We start from the raw sequence: 19,700 nt of genomic DNA on the forward strand, positions 1-19,700 counted from the left end.
CCTGAAACCGAGGAGACAGCGCCCATCATGAACCACGAGGAACAGGCACCCGGCCCCGTCGAGCGCAGCGCCGAACCGGATCTGGTGGATCCCGACTCGGTGGTCCTGGACGAGGGCGTCATCTCCGCCGAGGCGCTCGAACCCGAGCTGTTCGTCTCGCCGGACACCCTGGAGCTGCCGGAGCCCGTGCTCGGCGCCGTGGAGATCAGCCGGGACACGGCCGAGGCCGCCTCGCTGGACGCCGCCGCCGCCGAGGCCATGGCGGGGGCCGCTGGGGCGGAGAGGGCCGGCACCCTGGTGGGCGGCCCGCTGCCCACGGACACCCCGGCCGGCGGCGCGGCCCCGGACGGGACGTCACCGGCGGGAGGACGGGCGGGCGACGCGGCGGACACCACCCCCGACACCACCCCGGGCCCCGGTGGGGCAGCGGCACCCCTGCCCGACGAGGCGCCCGCCGTTCCCGCACCGGACCCGGAGGTGCCCCCGGTGAAGCCGGTGGACCATCCCTCTCCCGAGGAGGTCATCGCCGACTCCGCGACAGGCGCCTCGGAGGACGCCACACCCCACCCCGAGCCGGACGAGATCCTCGCCGAGGGCCGCAGGAACGACGCCGCCGGCCCTGCGGGGACTTCCTAGCGTGCGGCGCTGACCCGCAGACCGTCGACGCCGGGGCCCTCCCCGTCCGGTCGGTCCACCACCACGGTGTCGCCGTCCACGATCCGCCCGGCCAGGATGCCGCGTGCCAGGCGGTCGCCGATCTCGCGCTGGACGAGCCGCCGCAGCGGCCTCGCGCCGTAGGCCGGGTCGAAGCCGGTGAGCGCCAGCCACTCACGGGCCGCCGGGCTGACGTCGAGCTCGAGCCGGCGGTCCTGCAGCCGGGCACCGAGCGCGGCCACCTGCAGTTCCACGATCCGGCCCAGTTCGTCGAGACCCAGGGGCTCGAAGACCACCACGTCGTCGAGCCGGTTCAGGAACTCCGGCCGGAAGCTCGCGTTCACCGCGGCCAGCACGCCTGCCCGCTTCGCGTCGTCGTCGAGCGACGGGTCCACGAGGAACTGCGAGCCGAGGTTCGAGGTCAACACCAGGATCACGTTGCGGAAGTCCACCGTGCGGCCCTGGCCGTCGGTGAGCCGGCCGTCGTCGAGCACCTGCAGGAGCAGGTCGAAGACCTCGGGGTGCGCCTTCTCCACCTCGTCGAGCAGCACCACGCTGTACGGACGGCGACGAACGGCCTCGGTGAGCTGGCCGCCCTCCTCGTAGCCCACGTACCCCGGGGGCGCTCCCACCAGGCGTGCCACGGAGTGCTTCTCCGAGTACTCGGACATGTCGATCCGGACCATGGCGCGCTCGTCGTCGAACAGGAAGTCGGCGAGCGCCTTCGCGAGTTCGGTCTTGCCCACCCCGGTGGGTCCGAGGAAGAGGAAGGAACCGGTGGGGCGGTCGGGGTCCGCCACCCCCGCGCGGGCACGGCGAACGGCGTCGGACACGGCGGCCACCGCGCGCCGCTGGCCGATCAGGCGCGCCCCGATGGCGTCCTCCATGGCGAGGAGCTTCTCGCTCTCGCCCTGGAGCATGCGCCCGGCGGGAATGCCGGTCCACGCGGAGATCACCTCGGCGATGTCCTGCGCCGTGACCTCCTCGGCCACCATCAGCTCGGGGACGTGGGACTGCTCCTCGGCGGCCTGGGCCTCACGGAGCTCGCGCTCCACGGAGGGGATGCGGCCGTAGAGGATGCGCGAGGCCGCCTCGAGGTCCCCCTCGCGCTGGGCCCGGTCCGCCTGCGAGCGCAGGTCCTCGAGCGCGGCCTTCAGGTCGCCCACCCGGTTCAGTCCCGCCTTCTCGGCCTCCCAGCGGGCGTTGAGGGCGTCGAGCTCCTCCTGGCGGTCGCCCATCTCGGCGCGCAGCGACTGCAGCCGTTCGATCGAGGCCTCGTCCTTCTCACGGGAGAGCGCCATCTCCTCCATGTTCATGCGCTCCAGGGAGCGGCGGAGCTCGTCGATCTCCACGGGCGCGGAGTCGATCTCCATGCGCAGGCGGGAGGCGGCCTCGTCCACGAGGTCGATCGCCTTGTCCGGGAGCTGCCGGCCGGGGATGTACCGGTGGGACAGGGTGGCTGCGGCCACGAGTGCGGAGTCGGCGATGGAGACCTTGTGATGTGCCTCGTAGCGCTGCTTGAGCCCGCGGAGGATCCCGATGGCGTCGGACACCGATGGCTCACCCACGTAGATCTGCTGGAAGCGTCGCTCCAGGGCCGGGTCCTTCTCCACGTTCTCGCGGTACTCGTCCAGCGTGGTGGCGCCGATCAGGCGCAGCTCGCCCCGGGCCAGCATGGGCTTGAGCATGTTGCCGGCGTCCATGGAGCCCTCGGAGGCACCCGCCCCCACCACGGTGTGGAGCTCGTCGATGAAGGTGACCACCTGCCCGTCGGAGCCCCTGATCTCCTCGAGGACGGCCCTCAGGCGCTCCTCGAACTCACCGCGGTACTTTGCGCCGGCGATCATGGCCCCGAGGTCCAGGCTGATCAGGGTCTTGCCCCGCAGCGACTCCGGGACGTCGCCGGCCACCATGCGCTGGGCGAGGCCCTCGACCACGGCGGTCTTGCCCACACCGGGTTCGCCGATGAGCACGGGGTTGTTCTTGGTGCGCCGGCTCAGCACCTGCACCACGCGGCGGATCTCGGCGTCACGCCCGATCACCGGGTCGAGCTTGCCGCTGCGGGCCACCTCCGTGAGGTCCACGCCGAATTTCTCGAGGGCCTGGAAGGTGTTCTCGGGATCGGCCGTGGTGACGCGGCGGTCGCCTCGCACGCCGGGCAGCGCGGAGGCGAGCGCCTCCCTGGTCAGCCCGGCGTCGCGCAGGATGCCCCCGGCGGATCCGGTGTCCGCCGCGAGTCCCAGCAGGAGGTGCTCGGTGGACACGAACTGGTCCCCCAGCGTCTCGGCCTCCTGCTTGGCGGCATTGATCAGCTGCAGCGCCCCGCGGGAGAACTGCGGCTGCGCGACGGAGGACCCGGACGACGACGGCAGGGCCTTGATCGCGGAACTGGCCCGCACGCTGACGGCGTCGGGATCCGCGCCGGCGGCTCTCAGGAGGGCGACGGCGATGCCCTCGCGCTGGTCCACGAGCGCCTTCAGGAAGTGGGGTGTGTCGATCTGCGCATTGCCCGCCGTCGAGGCGTTCATGGCGGCGGCCGAGAGCACCTCTCGGCTCTTGGTGGTGAAATTCGTGTCCATGGGGGTGTCCTTTCTGTACCTGGCGCCGGGGGCTCCGTGCAACTACCTTGAGTGTACCTGACTCAACTTTGAACGGGTGCTGATCATTCCCCGATCCGCCGGTGCGGAGTTCCTCTCCCGGAATGGTTCGCACAACGGATCGGACATGCAGGTACCGTCCCGACATGCACCGCCGGAACGGTGCCGCCGGGTGGTCTCGGACATAATGGGTCCCATGGGGAACCTCCGCCGCGCCACGACCGTCCTGACCACGGCAGTACTGGCGCTCACGCTCGCGGCCTGCACCGATGACCGGCCGACCGCCGAGGACGCCGCACGGACCCTCGCGGAGGGGCTGTCCCGGCTCGACGTCGGACGTTCCTCCTTCGGCTCCACCGAGTCCGCCGCGGTGACCGCGGAACTCGCCGGAATCACCGACGGGTTCGCGCCGGGGAGCCCGCAGGTCACGGTCGCGGGTGTCGAGGAGACCGGCGACGACACCGCCACGGCCACCCTCGACTACACCTGGGACCTCGACGCCACCGACGCCGACTGGACCTACAGCACCACGGCGGCACTCACGCGCGTGGAGGACGCCTGGCAGGCGGACTGGTCCCCCGCACTGTTCGTCCCGGACCTGCTGCCCGGGGAGAAACTGACCCTGACCACGGTCCCGGCGGACCGCGGGGACATCACCGGTGCGGGCGGCGAGGTGATCGTGACCGAGCGGCCCGTCCTCCGGGTGGGCATCGACAAGACACTCCTGGCGGAACCCGAGCAGGCGGCGTCCGCGCGGAGCCTCGCGGAACTCCTGGACCTCGATCCCGCGGACTACGAACAGCAGGTGGCCGCCGCCGGGGCGGAGGCGTTCGTGGTGGGCCTCGTGCTCCGTGACGATCCGAGCCGCACCGTCACCGACGCGCAGATCGACGCGATCCCCGGAGCCCTGCGGCAGGCAGCCACCCTCGAGCTCGCCCCCACCCGCACCTTCGCCCGCGAACTCCTCGGGAACGTCGGCGAGGCCACGGAGGAACTCGTGGAGCAGTCCGACGGCGCCATCCGGGCGGGGCAGATCACGGGATTGAGCGGTCTGCAGCTGCAGCACGAGGCACTGCTCGCAGGCACCCCGGGGGTGACCGTCAGCGCTGCGCCGATCGAGGACCCTGCCGCCCCCGCCCAGCAGCTCTTCAGCACGGCACCGGTGGACGGCGAGGACCTCGCCCTCACACTCGACCCCCGGTTGCAGAGCCTCGGTGAGGAGGTGCTCGCGGAGGAGCCCTCCGCGTCGTCGATCGTGGCCCTCCGCCCCAGCACGGGCGAGATCCTCGTCGCCGCCAACGGCCCGGGCAGCGAAGGGCTCCAGACGGCGCTGCTGGGCCAGTACCCGCCCGGCTCCACGTTCAAGGTGGCCACGAGCCTGGCACTGCTGCGGGAGGGCTTCACCCCGCAGACCCCCACGCAGTGCACCGAGGAGGTGACCGTGGACGGACGCCAGTTCAACAACGCGAGCACCTACCCCGAGCAGTTCGTCGGCACCATCCCGCTGCTGGAGACCTTCGCCCAGTCCTGCAACACGGGATTCATCTCGGCGCGGGAGAGCATCACGCAGGCCGAACTGGCCGCGGCCGCCGCCGATCTCGGCATCGGCGTCGAGGCCGGGATCGGCACGCCCGCCTTCTTCGGCTCGGTACCCGCGGACGCCGGGGAGACCTCGCACGCGGCCTCCATGATCGGTCAGGGGGAGGTTCTCGTCTCGCCGCTCTCCCTCGCCACCATGGCGGCCTCGGTGGGGGCCGGAGCCCGGGTCACCCCCACGCTCCTCTCCGACGCCGACCCCGCCACCAAGACCCCGGGTCCGACGGCGGATGCCGCACCGGGTGCTCCCGCCCCTGCACCGAGCGCCCTGACCGCCGGGGAGACCTCCACCCTGCGGACCCTCATGGCCGCCGTCGTCGAGCAGGGGGGTGCGCAGCTCCTGCAGGACGTGCCGGGTGAGCCGGTCCTGGCCAAGACCGGGACCGCGGAGTTCGGCGCCGAGACTCCCCCGCGCACCCACGCCTGGGTGGTGGCGCTGCAGGGGGACCTCGCCGTCGCGGTGTTCGTCGAGGAGGGTGAGCTCGGCTCCACCTCCGGCGGACCCCTGATGCAGGCGTTCCTCACGGGCGCCTCGTCCTAGCCACATACTGTCCGGAGTCATCCACATCGAGGGATCGGGGGATCCACTCACCGCACTGCTCGCAGTACCTTGATCATGCCCCGGGCGGGAACACGTCCCCGCCCGGATTTCTCGAAGACCGTTGAAAGGGTCGTCAGTGGATCTCACGTTCATCCCGCTCATCATCGGCGCGGTGGTGGTGCTCGTCATCATCGGCGCCGTCATCGTCCTCGCCCGGATGGCACTGCACATCGCCAGCCCGGACCAGGCGCTCATCATCTCCTCGAAGGACAGCAAGGGCCAGCCGGATCCGGACAGCCAGCGCGTGGTCTTCGGCCGTATCTTCATCAACCCGTTCGCGCAGCGCGCCTACCCGCTGTCCCTGGCGTCCCGCCAGGTGTCACTGCGCATCGAGGGCATCTCGAAGAACGGCATCAAGCTCCACCTGACCGGGGTGGCCCAGGTCAAGGTGGGCGGTGACGCCGACGCCGTGCGCAAGGCGGCCCAGCGTTTCCTCAACCAGCAGGACGCCATCGACCACTACACGCAGGAGACGCTCTCCGGTTCACTGCGCTCCATCGTGGGTACCCTGACCGTGGAGTCGATCATCCGCGACCGCGCCACCTTCGCCAAGAGCGTGAAGGAGGAGGCCGAGCACTCCATGCACAACCAGGGCCTGGAGATCGACACCTTCCAGATCCAGTCGGTCGACGACGACTCCGGGTACCTGAGGAACCTCGGCCGCCCCGAGGCCGCGTCCGCGGAGCGCAACGCGAAGATCGCCGAGGCCCGCTCGGTGCAGGAGTCGGAGCAGGCCCGCGCCGTCTCGGACGAGCAGGTGGCCCTCGCGCAGCAGCAGCTCACCATCCGTCGCGCGGAGCTCAAGGAGGAGGCCGACGCCCGTCAGGCACGCGCCGACGCCGCCGGGCCCCTCGCCAAGGCCGAGCAGCAGGAACAGGTCATCGTGCGCGAGCAGCAGGTCGCCCTGCGCCGCGCGGAACTGCGCGAGCGCGAACTCGACACCGAGGTCCGCAAGCCGGCCGACGCCGACAAGTACCGCCTCATCCAGCAGGCCGACGCCAAGCTCGAGGAGCGTCGCCGTGCTTCGGAGGCCACCGAGATCGAGGCGCGCGTGGACCTCGCCAAGCGGAAGCTCAGTGCGGAGGGTGACCGGGTGGCCGCCGAGGCGGACGCCGCCGCCAACACCGCCCGCGGTAACGCCGAGGCCGCGATCAACGAGGCCAAGGGACGTGCCGAGGCATCCGTCATCGCGTCCCGCGGTGCAGCCGAGGCCGAGTCCGCCGAGGCCCGGGGCAAGGCGGAGGCCGCCGGTATCGCCGCGCAGGCCGAGGCCTACGAGAAGTTCAACCAGGCCGCCATCCTCTCGAAGGTCCTCGAGGTGCTCCCGGCCATGGCACGCGAGATCGCGGCTCCGATGTCCGCGATCGACACCATGACCGTGGTGTCCAACGACGGCGCGAGCCAGCTCAGCAAGAACGTCTCGAGCGGTGTCCAGCAGACCACCCAGATGGTCAAGGACACCACCGGGCTCGACATCATCGGCCTCGTCGGTGATCTGCTGAAGAATGCGGACAAGCCGCGCGGGAACGGCCCCACCGGCCCGCCGGTGCCCTCGGACGGCGAGTAGCACTCCCTGTCCGAGGCGGGGCCCCGGGGGCCCCTCCGGCGGCGCCCCCCCTGGGTACGGCGTCCCCACCCGGGGCCGCCGTACCCCCGCAGTCCCGTCCGACGACGCCCGCAGCCCCCGTGACGAGGGAGATGGTCTCCGTGACCCATCCGGTCCAGCAACCCCGCTTCCGTCCGTCCCGGCTCCCGGAGGGCATCGTCCTCGTGGAGTGGGCGCCGCGGATCCGGTTCACGGACGAGGACGCCGCCGCCGTCATGTCCTACGTGCGCGGCCTCGACGCCCGTCCGCTGCCGATGCTCGTCCGTCCGCAGGGCATGCTCACCATCTCGCGCGGCGCGCTCGACGCCTTCGCCGGCACCCGCTGGGTCTCGGCCATGGCCGTGACCGGCCGATCGCTCATCGACGGGTTCCTCCTCGGGATCTACCACGAGGTGTACCGTCCGCGCTTCCCGGTCCGTCATTTCGACGAGGAGTCCAGGGCGATCAGGTGGCTGCGGGCCCAGGACCGCTGACAGCCGGGCCCTGACGACCGACCGACCGGCCCCACCACCGGCGGGGACAGGACGGCCCGGAACCGTGCGAGGGTGCAGTGGACGATCGTGGAGCGGTGGTCCTCAGCGGTAGGTGGGCAGATAGGTCCCCGAGGGGACGATCACCTTCCCGAGCGGCGCCAGGGACACGGGGATCAGCTTGAGGTTCGCGATCCCCAGGGGGATGCCGATGATGCTGACGAACATCGGGACGGCCGTGAGCACGTGGCCGATGGCGATCCAGATGCCGGCCACGAGCAGCCAGATCACGTTCCCCACCGCGGAGATCCCGCTCACCCGCCCGCCCCGGTGCACCACCATCTGACCGAACGGCCAGAGCGCGTAGACGCCGATCCTGAACGAGGCGATGCCGAACGGGATGGTCACGATCAGCACGCAGCAGATGACGCCTGCCGCGAAGTAGCCGAGCGCGAGCCAGATCCCACCGAAGAGCAGCCAGATCACATTCAGGATTGCGTTCATGGGCCCATTGTCCCGCACCCCGCGTCCCACCGCACCGGGATCGACGTGGATGCGGCGCCTGATGGCGAGCTTGCACCGGGATCAGGAGCGGGATCGAGGCCGTGAGCGGGACGCCGGACATGTCCCGGATGCGGCACGGGCCCCCTCCCCGGGGGGGGAGGGGGCCCGTGCCGAACCGGGGGTGCTAGCGGGAGCGGCGGTCGTTCGACGCCGGTGCGCTGGCCCTGCGGGAACCGCCCGAGGAGCGGCGTGCCCCTCCCTCGGCGCGGGGGGCCGAGGAGGAGGTGTGGACCCGCTGGCTACCGCCGGCGGCCGGGCCACCGGCGGAGCGGCGTGTGCCGTCACTTGCACGCTGTCCGGATGCGGGGCGACGGCTGCGCGTGCTGGTCTCCGACGAGGTGCGCGGTTCCGCGGAACGGCCTCCCGCGCTCCCCGAGCGGGGGGCGTCCGAGCCGAAGCGGGGGGCCTGCGGCTGGTCCTTGCGGCGCTCCGACCGGTTGCCCTGCGCCGCCTGCGGTTCAGCGGCGACGCGTCCGCGCCCGCCCCGTCCGCCGCGCCCTCCGGCGGACGGCGACGCCGTCCCCCGTCGCGCACGCTTGCGCTCGGCGTTGGCACCGGTGGAGGAACCGGCACCGCGGGCGCTCTCGCGGGAGGCGAGGAGCGCGGCGCGGGTGCGGGGGTCGATCTTGTCGGCCAGCTCACCGGTCAGCGAGAGCACCAGGGGCGAGGTGGCCTTCACGTTCTCGAACGCGACGTCTACGCCGGCGGCCTTCATCAGCTTCTGGACCTCGGACTTCTGCTCGGGCAGGGTGATCGTGACCACCGTTCCCGAGGAACCCGCGCGCGCCGTGCGGCCTGAGCGGTGGAGGTAGGCTTTGTGCTCGGTGGGCGGGTCCACGTGCACCACGAGCTCGACGTCGTCCACGTGGACACCGCGGGCGGCGACGTCGGTGGCCACGAGGACGCGGACGTCACCCGAGGAGAACTCCGCGAGGTTCCGGTCACGGGCGTTCTGCGACAGGTTGCCGTGGAGGTCCACCGCGGGGATCCCGGCGTCGGTCAGGGTCTTCGCGAGCTTGCGGGCGTGGTGCTTGGTCCGCATGAACAGCAGGCGGCGCCCGGTGCCCGAGGCCAGCTGCACGATCAGCTGCTTCTTCTGGGTCTGGTCGCCGATCAGCAGCACGTGGTGCTCCATGGTGGTCACCGCGGCCTGCGGGTCGTCCACCGAGTGGGTCACCGGGTTGGTCATGTAGCGGTTGACCACCTTGTCCACGCCGTTGTCCAGCGTGGCGGAGAACAGCAGGCGCTGACCGTCGGCCGGGGTGGTGTCCAGCAGCTTCTTGACCACGGGCAGGAACCCGAGGTCCGCCATGTGGTCCGCCTCGTCGAGGATGGTGATCTCCACGGACTCGAGGGTGATGAGCTTCTGGCGCATCAGGTCCTCGAGGCGCCCGGGGCAGGCGATGACGATGTCCACGCCCGCGCGCAGCGCCTTCTCCTGGCGCTGCTGGGACACACCGCCGTAGATCACCGTGGTGTTGAGCCCCAGTTCCTTGGCCAGCGGCTCCACCGTGGCGTTGATCTGGGTGGCCAGCTCGCGGGTGGGAGCGAGCACGAGGGCCAGGGGGCGGCCCGGCTTGCGGCGGTAGGCCGCTTCCTGCTCGGACAGGCGCGCCACCATGGGCAGCGCGAACGCCAGGGTCTTGCCGGAGCCGGTACGGCCACGGCCGAGCACGTCGCGCCCGGCGAGGGAATCGGGCAGGGACTTCACCTGGATGGGGAAGGGTTCGGCGATACCCTGCGCGGCGAGGTTCTCGACCAGCGCCTTGGGCACACCGAGGGCGGCAAAAGTAGTCATGTAGTTAGCACGAACTTTCTTCTCATTGTCCCCGGCACCGGTCGGCACGGGGGTTCGCCGAAGAAAAGTCACACAGTGTCCTCCGCGCTCACGCTTCGAGCTGGTGCGGGACAAAAGGATGCGTTCATCGACGCAGGCTGCGCGGTTCAACTGACGGACGGGGTCCGTGGTGCGCAGGCAAGTCCGGTCAGTTTATCAGCAGCGTCGCGGGATGACCGCATCGCGAGCGCGCCCGCGGGTCCTCCTGGCCACGCGGTACACCCGGGGATAGCGTCGAGGAGGGCCCGCGCGCACGCGCAACCGGGTCACCGTTCCCACGAGCAGGAAGGATGCCGCCATGGCGAAGCTGGACCTACGGACGCAGGTGATCGGGAGGGTGCTGGGCCGGGTGTCGCTGACGGACAGGAGCGACGAGGAGGTCCTCGCCGCCCAGCAGCGCGTCATCGGCCACAACCCGGTGATCGATCTGCTGCTCGGTGGTGTGGCCCCGCGCGTGGAGGTCGACGACGACACCGCCGCCGGGTCCGCCGGGCGAGTCCCCGTACGGAGGTACCGCCCCGCGGACGCCTCCGGCACGCTGCCGCTGGTGGTCCTGCTGCACGGCGGCGGCTGGGCCACCGGATCGCTCGACACCTACGACTGGCTGGCCAGCACCATCGCCGCCGAGGCACACGCCGTCGTCGTCTCCGTGGCCTACGGTCTCGCTCCCACCCACCGCTGGCCGGTCGCGGCCGAGGACTGCTACGCGGCGCTCGCGGACCTGGTGGACCGCGCCCCGGAATGGGGGGCCGACGGCGGGAACGTCGCGGTGGTGGGGGACAGCGCGGGCGGCAACCTGGCGGCTGTGGTGACCCTGATGGCGCGGGATCGTTCCGGGCCGCCGATCGCGTTCCAGGGGTTGATCTACCCGTCCACGGACCTGACCTCCACGGGTGGCTCCATGGACGAGAACGCGCACGCCCCGATCCTGACCAAACGTGACGCCATCGCCTTCCGCGACCGCTACGCCCCCGATCCCGCGGACCATTCCCACCCCTACGCCTCCCCCCTGCTGGCACCTGATCACCGGGGCCTGCCGACGGCGCTGATCCAGGTCGCCGAGCACGATCCCCTCCGCGACGACGGGCTCCGCTACGCCGATGCGCTCCGGGCCGCGGGCGTGGAGGTGCGCCTGACCACCTACGTGGGCATGCCGCACGGGTTCCTCGCCTTCCCGCGCCTCTTCCGCAGCGCCCCGCAGGCCATCGGGGAGCTGTGTGCGGAGCTCCGCCTGCACCTCGGCGCCGACGCCTCGGTGGCGGCTAGCGCCGTACCCGGTGGAGCGGGCCGGTAGCCTTGGGGGTGATGGATTCCCCCGCAGAAACCCCCGACCAGCCGTTCCGCAGCCACCCCGTCTCCTTCGTCCGGCGGGGTTCGCGCCTCCAGGGCCGGCGTCGTGAGGCCTGGGACGACCTCGCGGAGCAGTTCCTCGTCGCGGTGCCCCGCGTGGCGGACGCCGACACCTCCGTGGCCCCCGGTTTCGTGCTCGACGTCGATGCCGCCTTCGGCCGGTCCGCGCCCCTGGTGATCGAGGTGGGCTCCGGTCTCGGGGAGGCCGTCACCCACGCCGCCGAGCTCGAACCGGACCGCAACCACCTGGCCCTCGAGGTGTACCGGCCGGGTCTGGCCCAGACCATGCTGCGGATCAGCCAGCGGGGCCTCACCAACGTGCGGGTGGCCCAGGTGGATGCCGCCGCGGCCTTCGCGGGGATGATCCCGGCGTCGTCCGTGGCCGAGCTCCGGACCTTCTTCCCCGACCCCTGGCACAAGGTGCGCCACCACAAGCGCCGCCTGGTCAAGGAGGACTACGTGGAGCTCGCCGCCCGCGTACTCGCCCCCGGCGGGATCTTCCGGCTGGCCACCGACTGGTCCAGCTACGCGGTGCAGATGCGCACCGTGATCGGAGCGAGCGGGTACTTCGAGAACCTGCACGACGGCGAGCGCACGGGTGCGGACAGCCCGCTCACCCAGGTGTGGGAGAGCGGTGTGGAGTCCGTGGTGGGCGGTGCCCCCGTGCGCGAGGGCAAGGACCCGGTGAGCACGGGCAACACCGGGGTCAACGAGGGCGTCGACACGCTCGGCGGCTGGGCGCCCCGCTTCGAGGGCCGGCCCCTCACGAGCTTCGAGAACAAGGCGCTGACCGCCGGCCGGATGGTCTTCGACCTCGGCTACCGTCGCCGCTGAGAGCCGCCCGCCGTGTCCCGGGTGAGCCTGCCCCTGCGCCGTCGGAGCTGCCGGGCACTCCTCCCCCGATGAGCACCGGCACATGGTCCGGGCACGAGAGGGGATCCCCGGCATACCGGCGGATCCTCCTCGCCCTCCTGTGCGCCGGCGTGGCCACGTTCGCCCAGCTCTACTCCTTCCAGGGCGTGCTCACCGGGCTGGCGTCCGAGTTCCGGGTGTCCCCCGCGGACGCCGCACTGACCATCTCCGCCGCGACCCTCGGCCTGGCGCTCGCCGTGCTCCCGTGGTCCGCCGTGGCCGACCGCGTGGGACGCCGGCGCACCATGGCGTGGGCCATCGGGGCCGCCGTCGTGCTCGGGTTCCTGGCCGCGTTCGCGCCCTCCTTCGGCGTGCTGATCACCCTCAGGTTCCTCGAGGGCGTGGCGCTCGGCGGCGTCCCCGGCACGGCGCTCGTGTACCTGCACGAGGAGGTCCGGGAGCTGCACGCCGCGGTGGCCGCAGGGACCTACATCGCGGGGACCACGCTCGGCGGGTTGAGCGGGCGCCTGGTGGCCGGGCCGCTCGGGGACCTGCTGGGGTGGCGGGCCGGGGTGCTGTCCGTGAGCGTCATGGCGGCCGCCGCGGCCATCGCGTTCCTGGTGCTCGCACCGCGACCTCGCGGATTCTCCCCCGGCGTCCCCGGCGGCCCGTCGCTGGCCTCCCGTGTGGCGCTCAACCTGCGCTCCCCCCGGCTGCTGGCCGTCTACGCCCAGGGGTTCCTGCTCATGGGCGGCTTCGTGGCGGTCTACAACTACCTGGGGTTCCACCTCGAGAGCCCGCCGTTCCTGCTGCCCGCGGCCCTGGTGAGCCTGTTGTTCCTCGCCTACCTCGCCGGCACGGTGCCCTCGCGGGTGGCCGGCGGCCTGACGGTGCGGTTCGGGCGCCTGCCGGTGCTCCTCGCTGCGGCCCCCGTGTCCCTGGCCGGCCTCGCGCTGACCCTCGCGGGCTCGTTGCCCCTCGTGGTGCTCGGACTGGTCGTCTTCACCGGCGGGTTCTTCGCCTCCCACTCCGTGGCGTCCGGGTGGACACCGCTGCTCTCGGGCACGGGCCGCGCCCAGGCGTCCGGCCTGTACAACTTCGCCTACTACGCCGGGTCCAGCGTGCTCGGCTGGGTGGGCGGGCTGTGCTTCGGACGCTTCGACTGGCCCGGCGTCGTGATCCTCACCGGCGCCCTGGTGGTGCTCTCCGGCACGATCGCCGTCGTGGCCCTGCGGGGAGCGCCCGGGGGCACGGCACCGCACCGCCCTACATGAGCTGCGGGCAGCCTGATGCGGTGTGGACGCCGCGCAGATCCGCCGTCACGCCGGGCAGTAGCTGAAGAGCGAGCGCTCGTACTCATCCGGCGTGTCCGCCGCCGGTTCACCGCAGGCGATGAAGGAACCGCGAAGATTCTCCTCGGCGGTGGAGTGCAGCTCTCCGGAGCCCACGAGCTCACCGTCGCAGTCCAACGCGAAGGTCGCCGTGAACTGCTCCAGGCGATAGCCCAGTACATAGGTGCCGGGTGCAAGGTCGGAGAGCGCGAACGAGTCGAAGTTCTCGGGCGAGGAACCGATGTCCTCCAGCGACGTCTGGCCGGTCCGGGAGAAGTCCTCGACGAGGAAGTCCACCGCGGGGTCGTCGTGCGCCACGCCGCCGGGGTATTGCACGGAGGACACGTACGGGACGGGTGATCGGACGTGCTCCGCGATCCGTTCTCGGCGACCGTCAGCACACGGTACCCAAGGTCCGTCATCGGGGCCTCGGCCATGGGCTTCCACGTCACCTCGGTATCCGTGACCGCACATTCCTGGGACTGCGCCGACGGCGATCCGGGGACGGGCGGGCCATCCCCCTCCGAACAGCCGATCAGTGCATTCGCCATGAGCCCGGACAGCACGATGCCCGCTCCGATTCGTCCACCCATGATCTCCCCTCGAGTAGGTCGTGACCGACCACCCTACGCAGGTGACCTCCCACGACGTCGACCGGGCGGGTCCTCCCCGCGGCAGGATCGTCCGCGGTCACGCCCCCCGGACCGACGGCGGACGCGGCGCCCCTGCTGCGAGCCAGGCGCCGAGATGAGCCGGGCGGGAGAAGGCCAGCACCGGGGGCATGGACGGATCGGCGACGATCCGCTCGATCGCGCGGCGTTTCCCGGAGAAGCTCCTGAAATGCCATGCGATGATCGAGTCCCTCGCCAGCGCACGCCGCAGCGTCTCCCTGTTCCCGTTGCACACCAGCTCCCCCGAGACGACCCGGTGCAGTGTCCGGCGCAGGAGCCGCCCGAGGGAGAGCCACCTCGGGTAGTCGAGGAACACGATCAGTTCCGCGCGGTCCAGCACCAGGTCGCGCCACGAGGAGTAGGCGCTGTCGAGGACCCAGCGGTCCTGCGCCACGAGGCCTGCCGCGATCCGGCGCTGGTCCTCGGCGGCGCGGCTCTCCCATCCGGGAAGCCACCCGAGATCCTCGTCGGCGAAGAACGCCGGCATCCCGGACACCGCGGCGTACGCCCGGGCAGCCGAGGTCTTCCCGCTGCCGGTCACTCCGTGGAAGAGGACCCGCCGCGCACAGTCCACCGTCATACCGGAAGCGTATCCCCGGCCCACGCACTAGAGTGCAGCACTATGCCGATCACCCTGACGCGCCTGGATCCCACCGGCGAGGATCACGACGCGCTCGTGGACTTCCTGACACGCAACGAGTTCCCGTTCCACGTGAATCACCGCTGGACGAGGGAGGCCGTGGAGACCTCGACAGCAGGCGGCGCCTTCCGGGACGAGGACAACGACTCCTTCTGGCTCGATCACGAGGAGCACGGCCGGATCGGCTTCCTCCGGCTGGAGGACCTCGGCGAGGACAGTCCGCTGTTCGACCTCCGCCTCGACGCACCCTTCCGCAACCGCGGGCTCGGGGCGGACGTGCTGAGGGCCGTGAGCATGCACGTCTTCACCACCCTGCCGCGCGTCACCCGGTTCGAGGGGCAGACCCGCGAGGACAATGTGGCCATGCGGAAGATCTTCCTGCGCTGCGGCTGGGTCAAGGAGGCGCACTACCGGGAGAGTTGGCCCGTGGACGGCGGCCGGCCCCTGGCCTCGGTGGCCTACGCCGTGCTGCGGCGGGACTGGGAGACCGGCCGGACGACACCGCTCGTCTGGGACGACCTCCCCGGGTGAGGACCCCCGGCACCCGGGGGCATGTGCCATCGCGGCGGTAGGATGACCGGGACAATCACCGGAAGCTCCCCGAGGTGGCGCATGATCGAGATCCTGAATTCGTCCGAACTGTCCCGGGCCCGGGAGACCGGCGCCCTGGTGGCGCACATCCTCCAGACCCTGAAGCAGCGCACCAGGGTGGGTACCAACCTGCTGGAACTCGACCGCTGGGCGGCCGCCATGATCGTCGAGGGCGGCGCGGAGTCCTGCTACGTGGACTACGCACCGTCCTTCGGGCGGGGGCCGTTCGGGCACTACATCTGCACCGCGGTGAACGACGCCGTGCTCCACGGACTCCCGCACGACTACGTGCTGGCCGACGGCGACCTCCTGACGCTCGACCTCGCCGTCGTGAAGCAGGGCATCGCCGCCGACTCCGCCATCAGCTTCATCGTGGGTGAGTCCCGTCCGGAGGAGAGCGTGGCACTGATCAGGACCACGGAGCGGGCGCTGCAGGCGGGGATCGCCGCGGTGGCGCCGGGAGCGCGCATCGGCGACATCGCCCACGCCATCGGCTCGGTCCTGACGGACGCGGGCTACCCGGTCAACACCGACTTCGGTGGACACGGCATCGGGTCCACCATGCACCAGGACCCCCACGTCCCGAACACCGGCCGGCCGGGCCGGGGGTACGTCCTGCGTCCCGGGCTCCTGCTGGCCCTGGAGCCGTGGATCATGGTGGACACCGCCGCGCTCGTCACCGACGCCGACGGCTGGACCCTGCGGAGCGCCACGGGCTGCCGCACTGCGCACAGCGAGCACACGGTGGCCGTCACCGAGGACGGCGCGGAGATCCTGACCCTGCCCCGGTAGTGCGCAGACCACCGCCGCGGACCCGTCCCCCTACCCTGGGCGGGGGCGATCGCATCTGCCCGGGACCCCGCACCGGCATACTCGCCGCATCAGGTGCCCGCCCGGTAGATTCGGAGGCGTCGGAGCAATCGGACCGCTCGAGGCGGATCCTGAGGAGGAAGCGGTCACGATGGGGCTTCTCGGACGGAGGACCGCCGGTCGGCGTGGCGGCAAGGACCCCATCGCCGTGTTCTGGCAGTGGTGGGCCGAGGAGGGTGAGGCCCTGCTGACCTCGGCGACCCGCGCCGGCGACTTCGACGCCTACGTCACGGTGATGTCGCAGCGGGTACGGGGCATCGCCCGCGGTCTCGAGTGGGAGACCCGCACGGGAACGGCGTCCGAGCACACGCTCTGCGTCTCGAGCGGCGGGGATGCCTCGCTGCGCCCGGTCGCGGAGCGCTGGTACCGCGCCTCCCCTCCTGCCAGCCCCCGGTGGGACTTCGTGCCCGCCCGGAACGCGCAGCCGGCCATGCTGAACTCGACCATCTCCTACCGCGGGAAGACCTTCGACCTCAGCCGCACCCGCGTCCATGCCGCGGTGACGCGCGCCGGTGACAGCCTGATCGTCTCGGTGTACAACCCGGGCTTCACCGGGCAGTGGGACGACGAGTACGGTCTGTGCGCGCTCCTGCTCGAATGGCTCCTCGGCGAGGACGACGTGGAGCGCTGGGTCGAGCGGATCGACTGCATCGTGCACGACGTGGTGGACAGTCTGCCCGCCGCCGACCTCCCGGCCCGCGTGGCCGAACTCGCCGAGGGATTCCCGGCCCCGCACCTGATCCGCATGACCGGCACACTGGGCTCCGGGGCCCCGATCCTGGTGCGGGCGCTGCGGCCGCTGCGCTGGATCGACCACCCCCACTTCGACCTCCACAGCGCCGTCCGCATCCCCTTCGGGGCAGACGACGACGGACTGCCCCTCCCCGGACCGCTCGAGGAGATGCGGGCCCTGGAGGACGGACTGGCGCGCTCGCTCGGGATCCGCGGCATGCTCGTGGTCGCCGAGACCTCCAGGGGCGTGCGGACCCTCCACTTCTACACGGACTCCGAGGACCAGAACGGGCGCGACGTGCTGGACACCGCGGTGCGCGGGCAACGCACCATCAGCGTGAAGCACTCCCTCGACCCGGGGTGGAAAAAGGTCCGGGACTTCGCCTGAGCCCGGTCGCGGCTCCGGGTGGGGTCAGAACGACGACGACGGCAGGTCGCGCTCCCCCTCGCGGATCGCGGTCACGATGCGCGCGGCCACGTCCACCGGGTCCTTGCCGCGGGGCAGCCGAGGGGCTTCCCCGGCGATGGGCCTGCCGGCCAGCCCGGTCTCGGTGTGCGGGGGGCGGGCGTCCAGCACCCGCACGCCCTGCTTCCGCAGTTCCAGCGTCAGCACCTTGCCGTAGGCGCTGAGGCCGGCCTTCACCGCGGAGTAGGCGGCCATCCCGGCGGTGGGGCTCTCGGCCACCACGGCGCTGATCTGCGCCACGAAGGAGTCCCGGGGAAGCCGGGGAGCCACGTCGCGCATCAGGCGCATGTACCCCAGGAGGTTGACGAGCACCAGTTCGTCGAGGACGTCGTCGTCGATCTCGACCGCCGGGCCGAAGGCCACCACGCCGGAGGCGAACACCACGCCGTTCAGTTCCCGGCCGTAGACGGCGGCCGCGATGTCCGCGGGGCCCGCGGGCTTCCCCCGGAGGGCGGCCGCCCGGCCCGCCCCGCCGTCGCCGAGTTCCTCCGCGAGCCGCCCGAGCTTTTCCGCCGACCGACCGGACAGGGTGAGCTGCGCACCTGCAGCGACCAGCTGACGCGAGATCTCGGCCCCCAGCACTCCGGTGGCTCCGACGACGAGGACGTGGGCACCGCTCAGCTCAGTCATGGGCCGAGTGTAACGCGCCGGCACTCAGGCGGGCCTCAGTACTGCGGCGGGCGCCCCGGACCTCTCCTGCGCTTGAGCTCCTCGAGCTCCTGCTGCGCCGCGGCATCCGCCTCGAGCTCCTCGAAGGCCTGCTGGAGGCGGGGTGAGGACGGGTCCGTCCAGGACAGTTCCTCACGCGCCTGCGCCTGCGCCTCGTAGCGCCGCACCTCCAGCTCGGCGTTGCGGCGCGCAGCCTCGATGGCCGCCGCCTCCCGCGAGGAGGACGCGAGGGCGTCGTGCACGCCGATCGCGGCCTGCGCCGCGGCCCGCCGCGCCAGCATGGCGTCGTACTCCATGGCGTTCTCCTCGACGCGGCGCTCCAGGCGCTGCACGTCCTCGTGGAGGCGGCGTGCCTGCTGCTCCGCCTCGTGGAGTTGCTGCGTGAGTGTCTCCAGGCGCCGCCGGGCCACCATGGACTCGCGGATGGCGGACCGCGCGGCGTCGTCGTCACCACGCTGCACGGCGGCGGACGCAGCCGCCTCGACACTGTTCAGGTAGGCGGCGGCGTCGTTCGCGGCCGGGCCCACCCGGTGGGGGTGGGCGGCGACGTCGGCCGCACCGCGACGTGCCCGGTCCAGCAGCTCACGCTGGGCGAGCTGGGCGCTCTGCTCCTGCACCCGAGGATCCTGCTTGGCCTCCGCCGCGGCACTGCGATTGGCCCTGACGATGCGCGTGATACGACGTTTGAACGACACGTGGACCCCCGTCCGGTATGGATGTCTGACGCTACCCGATGGAACCGCTCATCAGCCCTGCCGTCCCCCGTACGTGTCCCGCCAGGTACCCATGGCGGAGATCTCGTGACGGAGCCGGCTCGTGGCCTGCTCGAGCTGCCGGGTGTCCACCGAGCGCGCGGTCTGCAGCAGGGACCGGCGGAGCTCGGCGGAGAGTTCGTCGAGGGCCTTCGCCTGCGCGGAGAGATTGGTGGTCAGCTCCTGCTTCAGCTCCCGGTTCGGCTCCCGGTCCGCCACCTTGAGGAGATTCTCCAGCGACGCCGCAGCACGGTCTATCTCGGCGGCCGCCCTGGGCAGTTCGCCCACGGGGCGTCCCTGCTCGGCGGCCTCGGTCAGCGCCAGGTGGGTGGCACGGGAGGAACGTCTCAGCTCGCCGATCAGCCGTGCGGGCTCCCGGGTGAGCTTGTCCGGTGCGTAGGCCCGGGCCGCCAGCACACCGCGGTCCCGGGTGCGCTCGATGATGCGTGAGCGCCGGACCTTCCGGACCACCAACCAGCCCGTGACGCCGGCCCCCGCGCCGAGGGCCGCGACGATGCCCGCCCCGACCGCCAGCGCCTCCAGGATGAGCTCAGTCATGGCGAGGCTCCCGGCTGTGTCCCATGTCCTCAGTCTGCCCCTGTCGGGGAACGATTCCAACCGGCCCGGCACCGCCGACGAGCAGCGGGGCGGCCGGGGCGCCCCCCGGGCGCCCCGGTCCGGGGGGGCGCGGGGAGGAGCGAGCGGGCATTGTGGGCACGCTCGGGCGTCCAGACCACGAGGGCCTGGCTCCGCGGTCTGGGCCTCTGCCCGCGGGCGAGCGTCACGACGTCCCCGGCGGGCCCCGCCGCGAAGACCCGCCCCGGGCCGGAGTACCTCCTCCGCGAGGCGGG

The 19,700-nt window shown here is 72.0% G+C and carries 18 protein-coding genes and 1 pseudogene; 10 read left to right on the forward strand and 9 right to left on the reverse strand.

Annotation, left to right across the window (positions count from 1 at the left end; all coding sequences use genetic code 11):
* Positions 1-27: 27 nt before the first annotated feature.
* Positions 28-636 (forward strand): hypothetical protein, encoded by a 609-nt coding sequence (locus AC792_RS14665; protein WP_049831232.1) that lies wholly within the window; start codon positions 28-30, stop codon positions 634-636.
* Here AC792_RS14665 and clpB read toward each other — a convergent pair.
* Entirely contained in the window at positions 633-3,233 is a 2,601-nt protein-coding gene (gene clpB / locus AC792_RS14670; RefSeq protein WP_049831233.1) for an ATP-dependent chaperone ClpB, read from the reverse strand. The genes AC792_RS14665 and clpB overlap by 4 nt on opposite strands.
* Positions 3,234-3,447: 214 nt before the next feature.
* On the opposite strand from clpB, the gene AC792_RS14675 reads away from it, so the two are divergent.
* The 3 genes from AC792_RS14675 (at position 3,448) to AC792_RS14685 (ending at position 7,527) form a co-directional block, all read left to right on the forward strand.
* Positions 3,448-5,388, forward strand: coding sequence for a penicillin-binding transpeptidase domain-containing protein (locus tag AC792_RS14675; RefSeq protein ID WP_049831234.1), 1,941 nt, complete (start codon positions 3,448-3,450; stop codon positions 5,386-5,388).
* A 136-nt stretch (positions 5,389-5,524) separates the two neighbouring features.
* Positions 5,525-7,015: a flotillin family protein gene (locus tag AC792_RS14680; RefSeq protein WP_082177784.1), complete on the forward strand. Its 1,491-nt coding sequence runs from the start codon at positions 5,525-5,527 to the stop codon at positions 7,013-7,015.
* 140 nt (positions 7,016-7,155) lie between these two features.
* The gene (locus AC792_RS14685; protein ID WP_152916255.1) at positions 7,156-7,527 is read left to right on the forward strand and encodes a DUF7793 family protein; all 372 of its coding nucleotides are present in this window, start codon (positions 7,156-7,158) and stop codon (positions 7,525-7,527) included.
* A gap of 102 nt (positions 7,528-7,629) precedes the next feature.
* On the opposite strand, the gene AC792_RS14690 is transcribed toward AC792_RS14685, so the two are convergent.
* Together AC792_RS14690 and AC792_RS14695 are read right to left on the reverse strand one after the other, a co-directional pair.
* Entirely contained in the window at positions 7,630-8,028 is a 399-nt protein-coding gene (locus tag AC792_RS14690; protein WP_049831236.1) for a YccF domain-containing protein, read from the reverse strand.
* A 184-nt stretch (positions 8,029-8,212) separates the two neighbouring features.
* Entirely contained in the window at positions 8,213-9,886 is a 1,674-nt protein-coding gene (locus tag AC792_RS14695) for a DEAD/DEAH box helicase (protein WP_049831237.1), read from the reverse strand.
* A 337-nt stretch (positions 9,887-10,223) separates the two neighbouring features.
* Here AC792_RS14695 and AC792_RS14700 point away from each other — a divergent pair, with 337 nt between their 5' ends.
* The 3 genes from AC792_RS14700 to AC792_RS14710 all read left to right on the forward strand — a co-directional run bounded on the left by AC792_RS14700 (position 10,224) and on the right by AC792_RS14710 (position 13,401).
* On the forward strand, positions 10,224-11,219 hold the full coding sequence (locus AC792_RS14700) for an alpha/beta hydrolase (protein ID WP_049831238.1): 996 nt from the start codon (positions 10,224-10,226) through the stop codon (positions 11,217-11,219).
* 11 nt (positions 11,220-11,230) lie between these two features.
* Positions 11,231-12,109 carry a tRNA (guanosine(46)-N7)-methyltransferase TrmB gene (trmB, locus tag AC792_RS14705; RefSeq protein WP_049831239.1) on the forward strand — a complete coding sequence of 293 codons (879 nt, stop codon included), beginning with the start codon at positions 11,231-11,233 and terminating at the stop codon, positions 12,107-12,109.
* 68 nt (positions 12,110-12,177) lie between these two features.
* Positions 12,178-13,401: an MFS transporter gene (locus AC792_RS14710; protein ID WP_049831240.1), complete on the forward strand. Its 1,224-nt coding sequence runs from the start codon at positions 12,178-12,180 to the stop codon at positions 13,399-13,401.
* A 45-nt stretch (positions 13,402-13,446) separates the two neighbouring features.
* On the opposite strand, the gene AC792_RS14715 is transcribed toward AC792_RS14710, so the two are convergent.
* Both AC792_RS14715 and AC792_RS14720 read right to left on the reverse strand, forming a co-directional pair.
* The gene (locus tag AC792_RS14715) at positions 13,447-13,803 is read right to left on the reverse strand and encodes a hypothetical protein (RefSeq protein WP_049831241.1); all 357 of its coding nucleotides are present in this window, start codon (positions 13,801-13,803) and stop codon (positions 13,447-13,449) included.
* Positions 13,804-14,148: 345 nt separating this feature from the next.
* On the reverse strand, positions 14,149-14,709 hold the full coding sequence (locus tag AC792_RS14720; protein WP_049831242.1) for an adenylate kinase: 561 nt from the start codon (positions 14,707-14,709) through the stop codon (positions 14,149-14,151).
* Positions 14,710-14,751: 42 nt separating this feature from the next.
* On the opposite strand from AC792_RS14720, the gene AC792_RS14725 reads away from it, so the two are divergent.
* The 3 genes from AC792_RS14725 (at position 14,752) to AC792_RS14735 (ending at position 17,350) form a co-directional block, all read left to right on the forward strand.
* Positions 14,752-15,300, forward strand: a complete 549-nt coding sequence (locus AC792_RS14725) for a GNAT family N-acetyltransferase (protein ID WP_049831243.1) — start codon at positions 14,752-14,754, stop codon at positions 15,298-15,300.
* 81 nt (positions 15,301-15,381) lie between these two features.
* Positions 15,382-16,152 (forward strand): type I methionyl aminopeptidase, encoded by a 771-nt coding sequence (gene map / locus AC792_RS14730; protein WP_049831244.1) that lies wholly within the window; start codon positions 15,382-15,384, stop codon positions 16,150-16,152.
* A gap of 169 nt (positions 16,153-16,321) precedes the next feature.
* Positions 16,322-17,350 carry a DUF695 domain-containing protein gene (locus AC792_RS14735; RefSeq protein ID WP_049831245.1) on the forward strand — a complete coding sequence of 343 codons (1,029 nt, stop codon included), beginning with the start codon at positions 16,322-16,324 and terminating at the stop codon, positions 17,348-17,350.
* Between the two features lie 24 nt (positions 17,351-17,374).
* Here AC792_RS14735 and AC792_RS14740 read toward each other — a convergent pair whose 3' ends face one another.
* The 4 genes and pseudogenes from AC792_RS14740 to AC792_RS17835 all read right to left on the reverse strand — a co-directional run.
* Positions 17,375-18,058, reverse strand: coding sequence for an SDR family NAD(P)-dependent oxidoreductase (locus tag AC792_RS14740; RefSeq protein ID WP_049831246.1), 684 nt, complete (start codon positions 18,056-18,058; stop codon positions 17,375-17,377).
* 35 nt (positions 18,059-18,093) lie between these two features.
* Positions 18,094-18,792 (reverse strand): PspA/IM30 family protein, encoded by a 699-nt coding sequence (locus tag AC792_RS14745; protein WP_082177785.1) that lies wholly within the window; start codon positions 18,790-18,792, stop codon positions 18,094-18,096.
* Positions 18,793-18,843: 51 nt separating this feature from the next.
* Entirely contained in the window at positions 18,844-19,407 is a 564-nt protein-coding gene (locus tag AC792_RS14750) for a hypothetical protein (protein ID WP_049831248.1), read from the reverse strand.
* 158 nt (positions 19,408-19,565) lie between these two features.
* Positions 19,566-19,700: pseudogene (locus tag AC792_RS17835) on the reverse strand (heat shock protein transcriptional repressor HspR); the annotation flags it as partial.

It is taken from the genome of Arthrobacter sp. RIT-PI-e, from assembly GCF_001187915.1.
Taxonomy (GTDB): domain Bacteria; phylum Actinomycetota; class Actinomycetes; order Actinomycetales; family Micrococcaceae; genus Arthrobacter_D.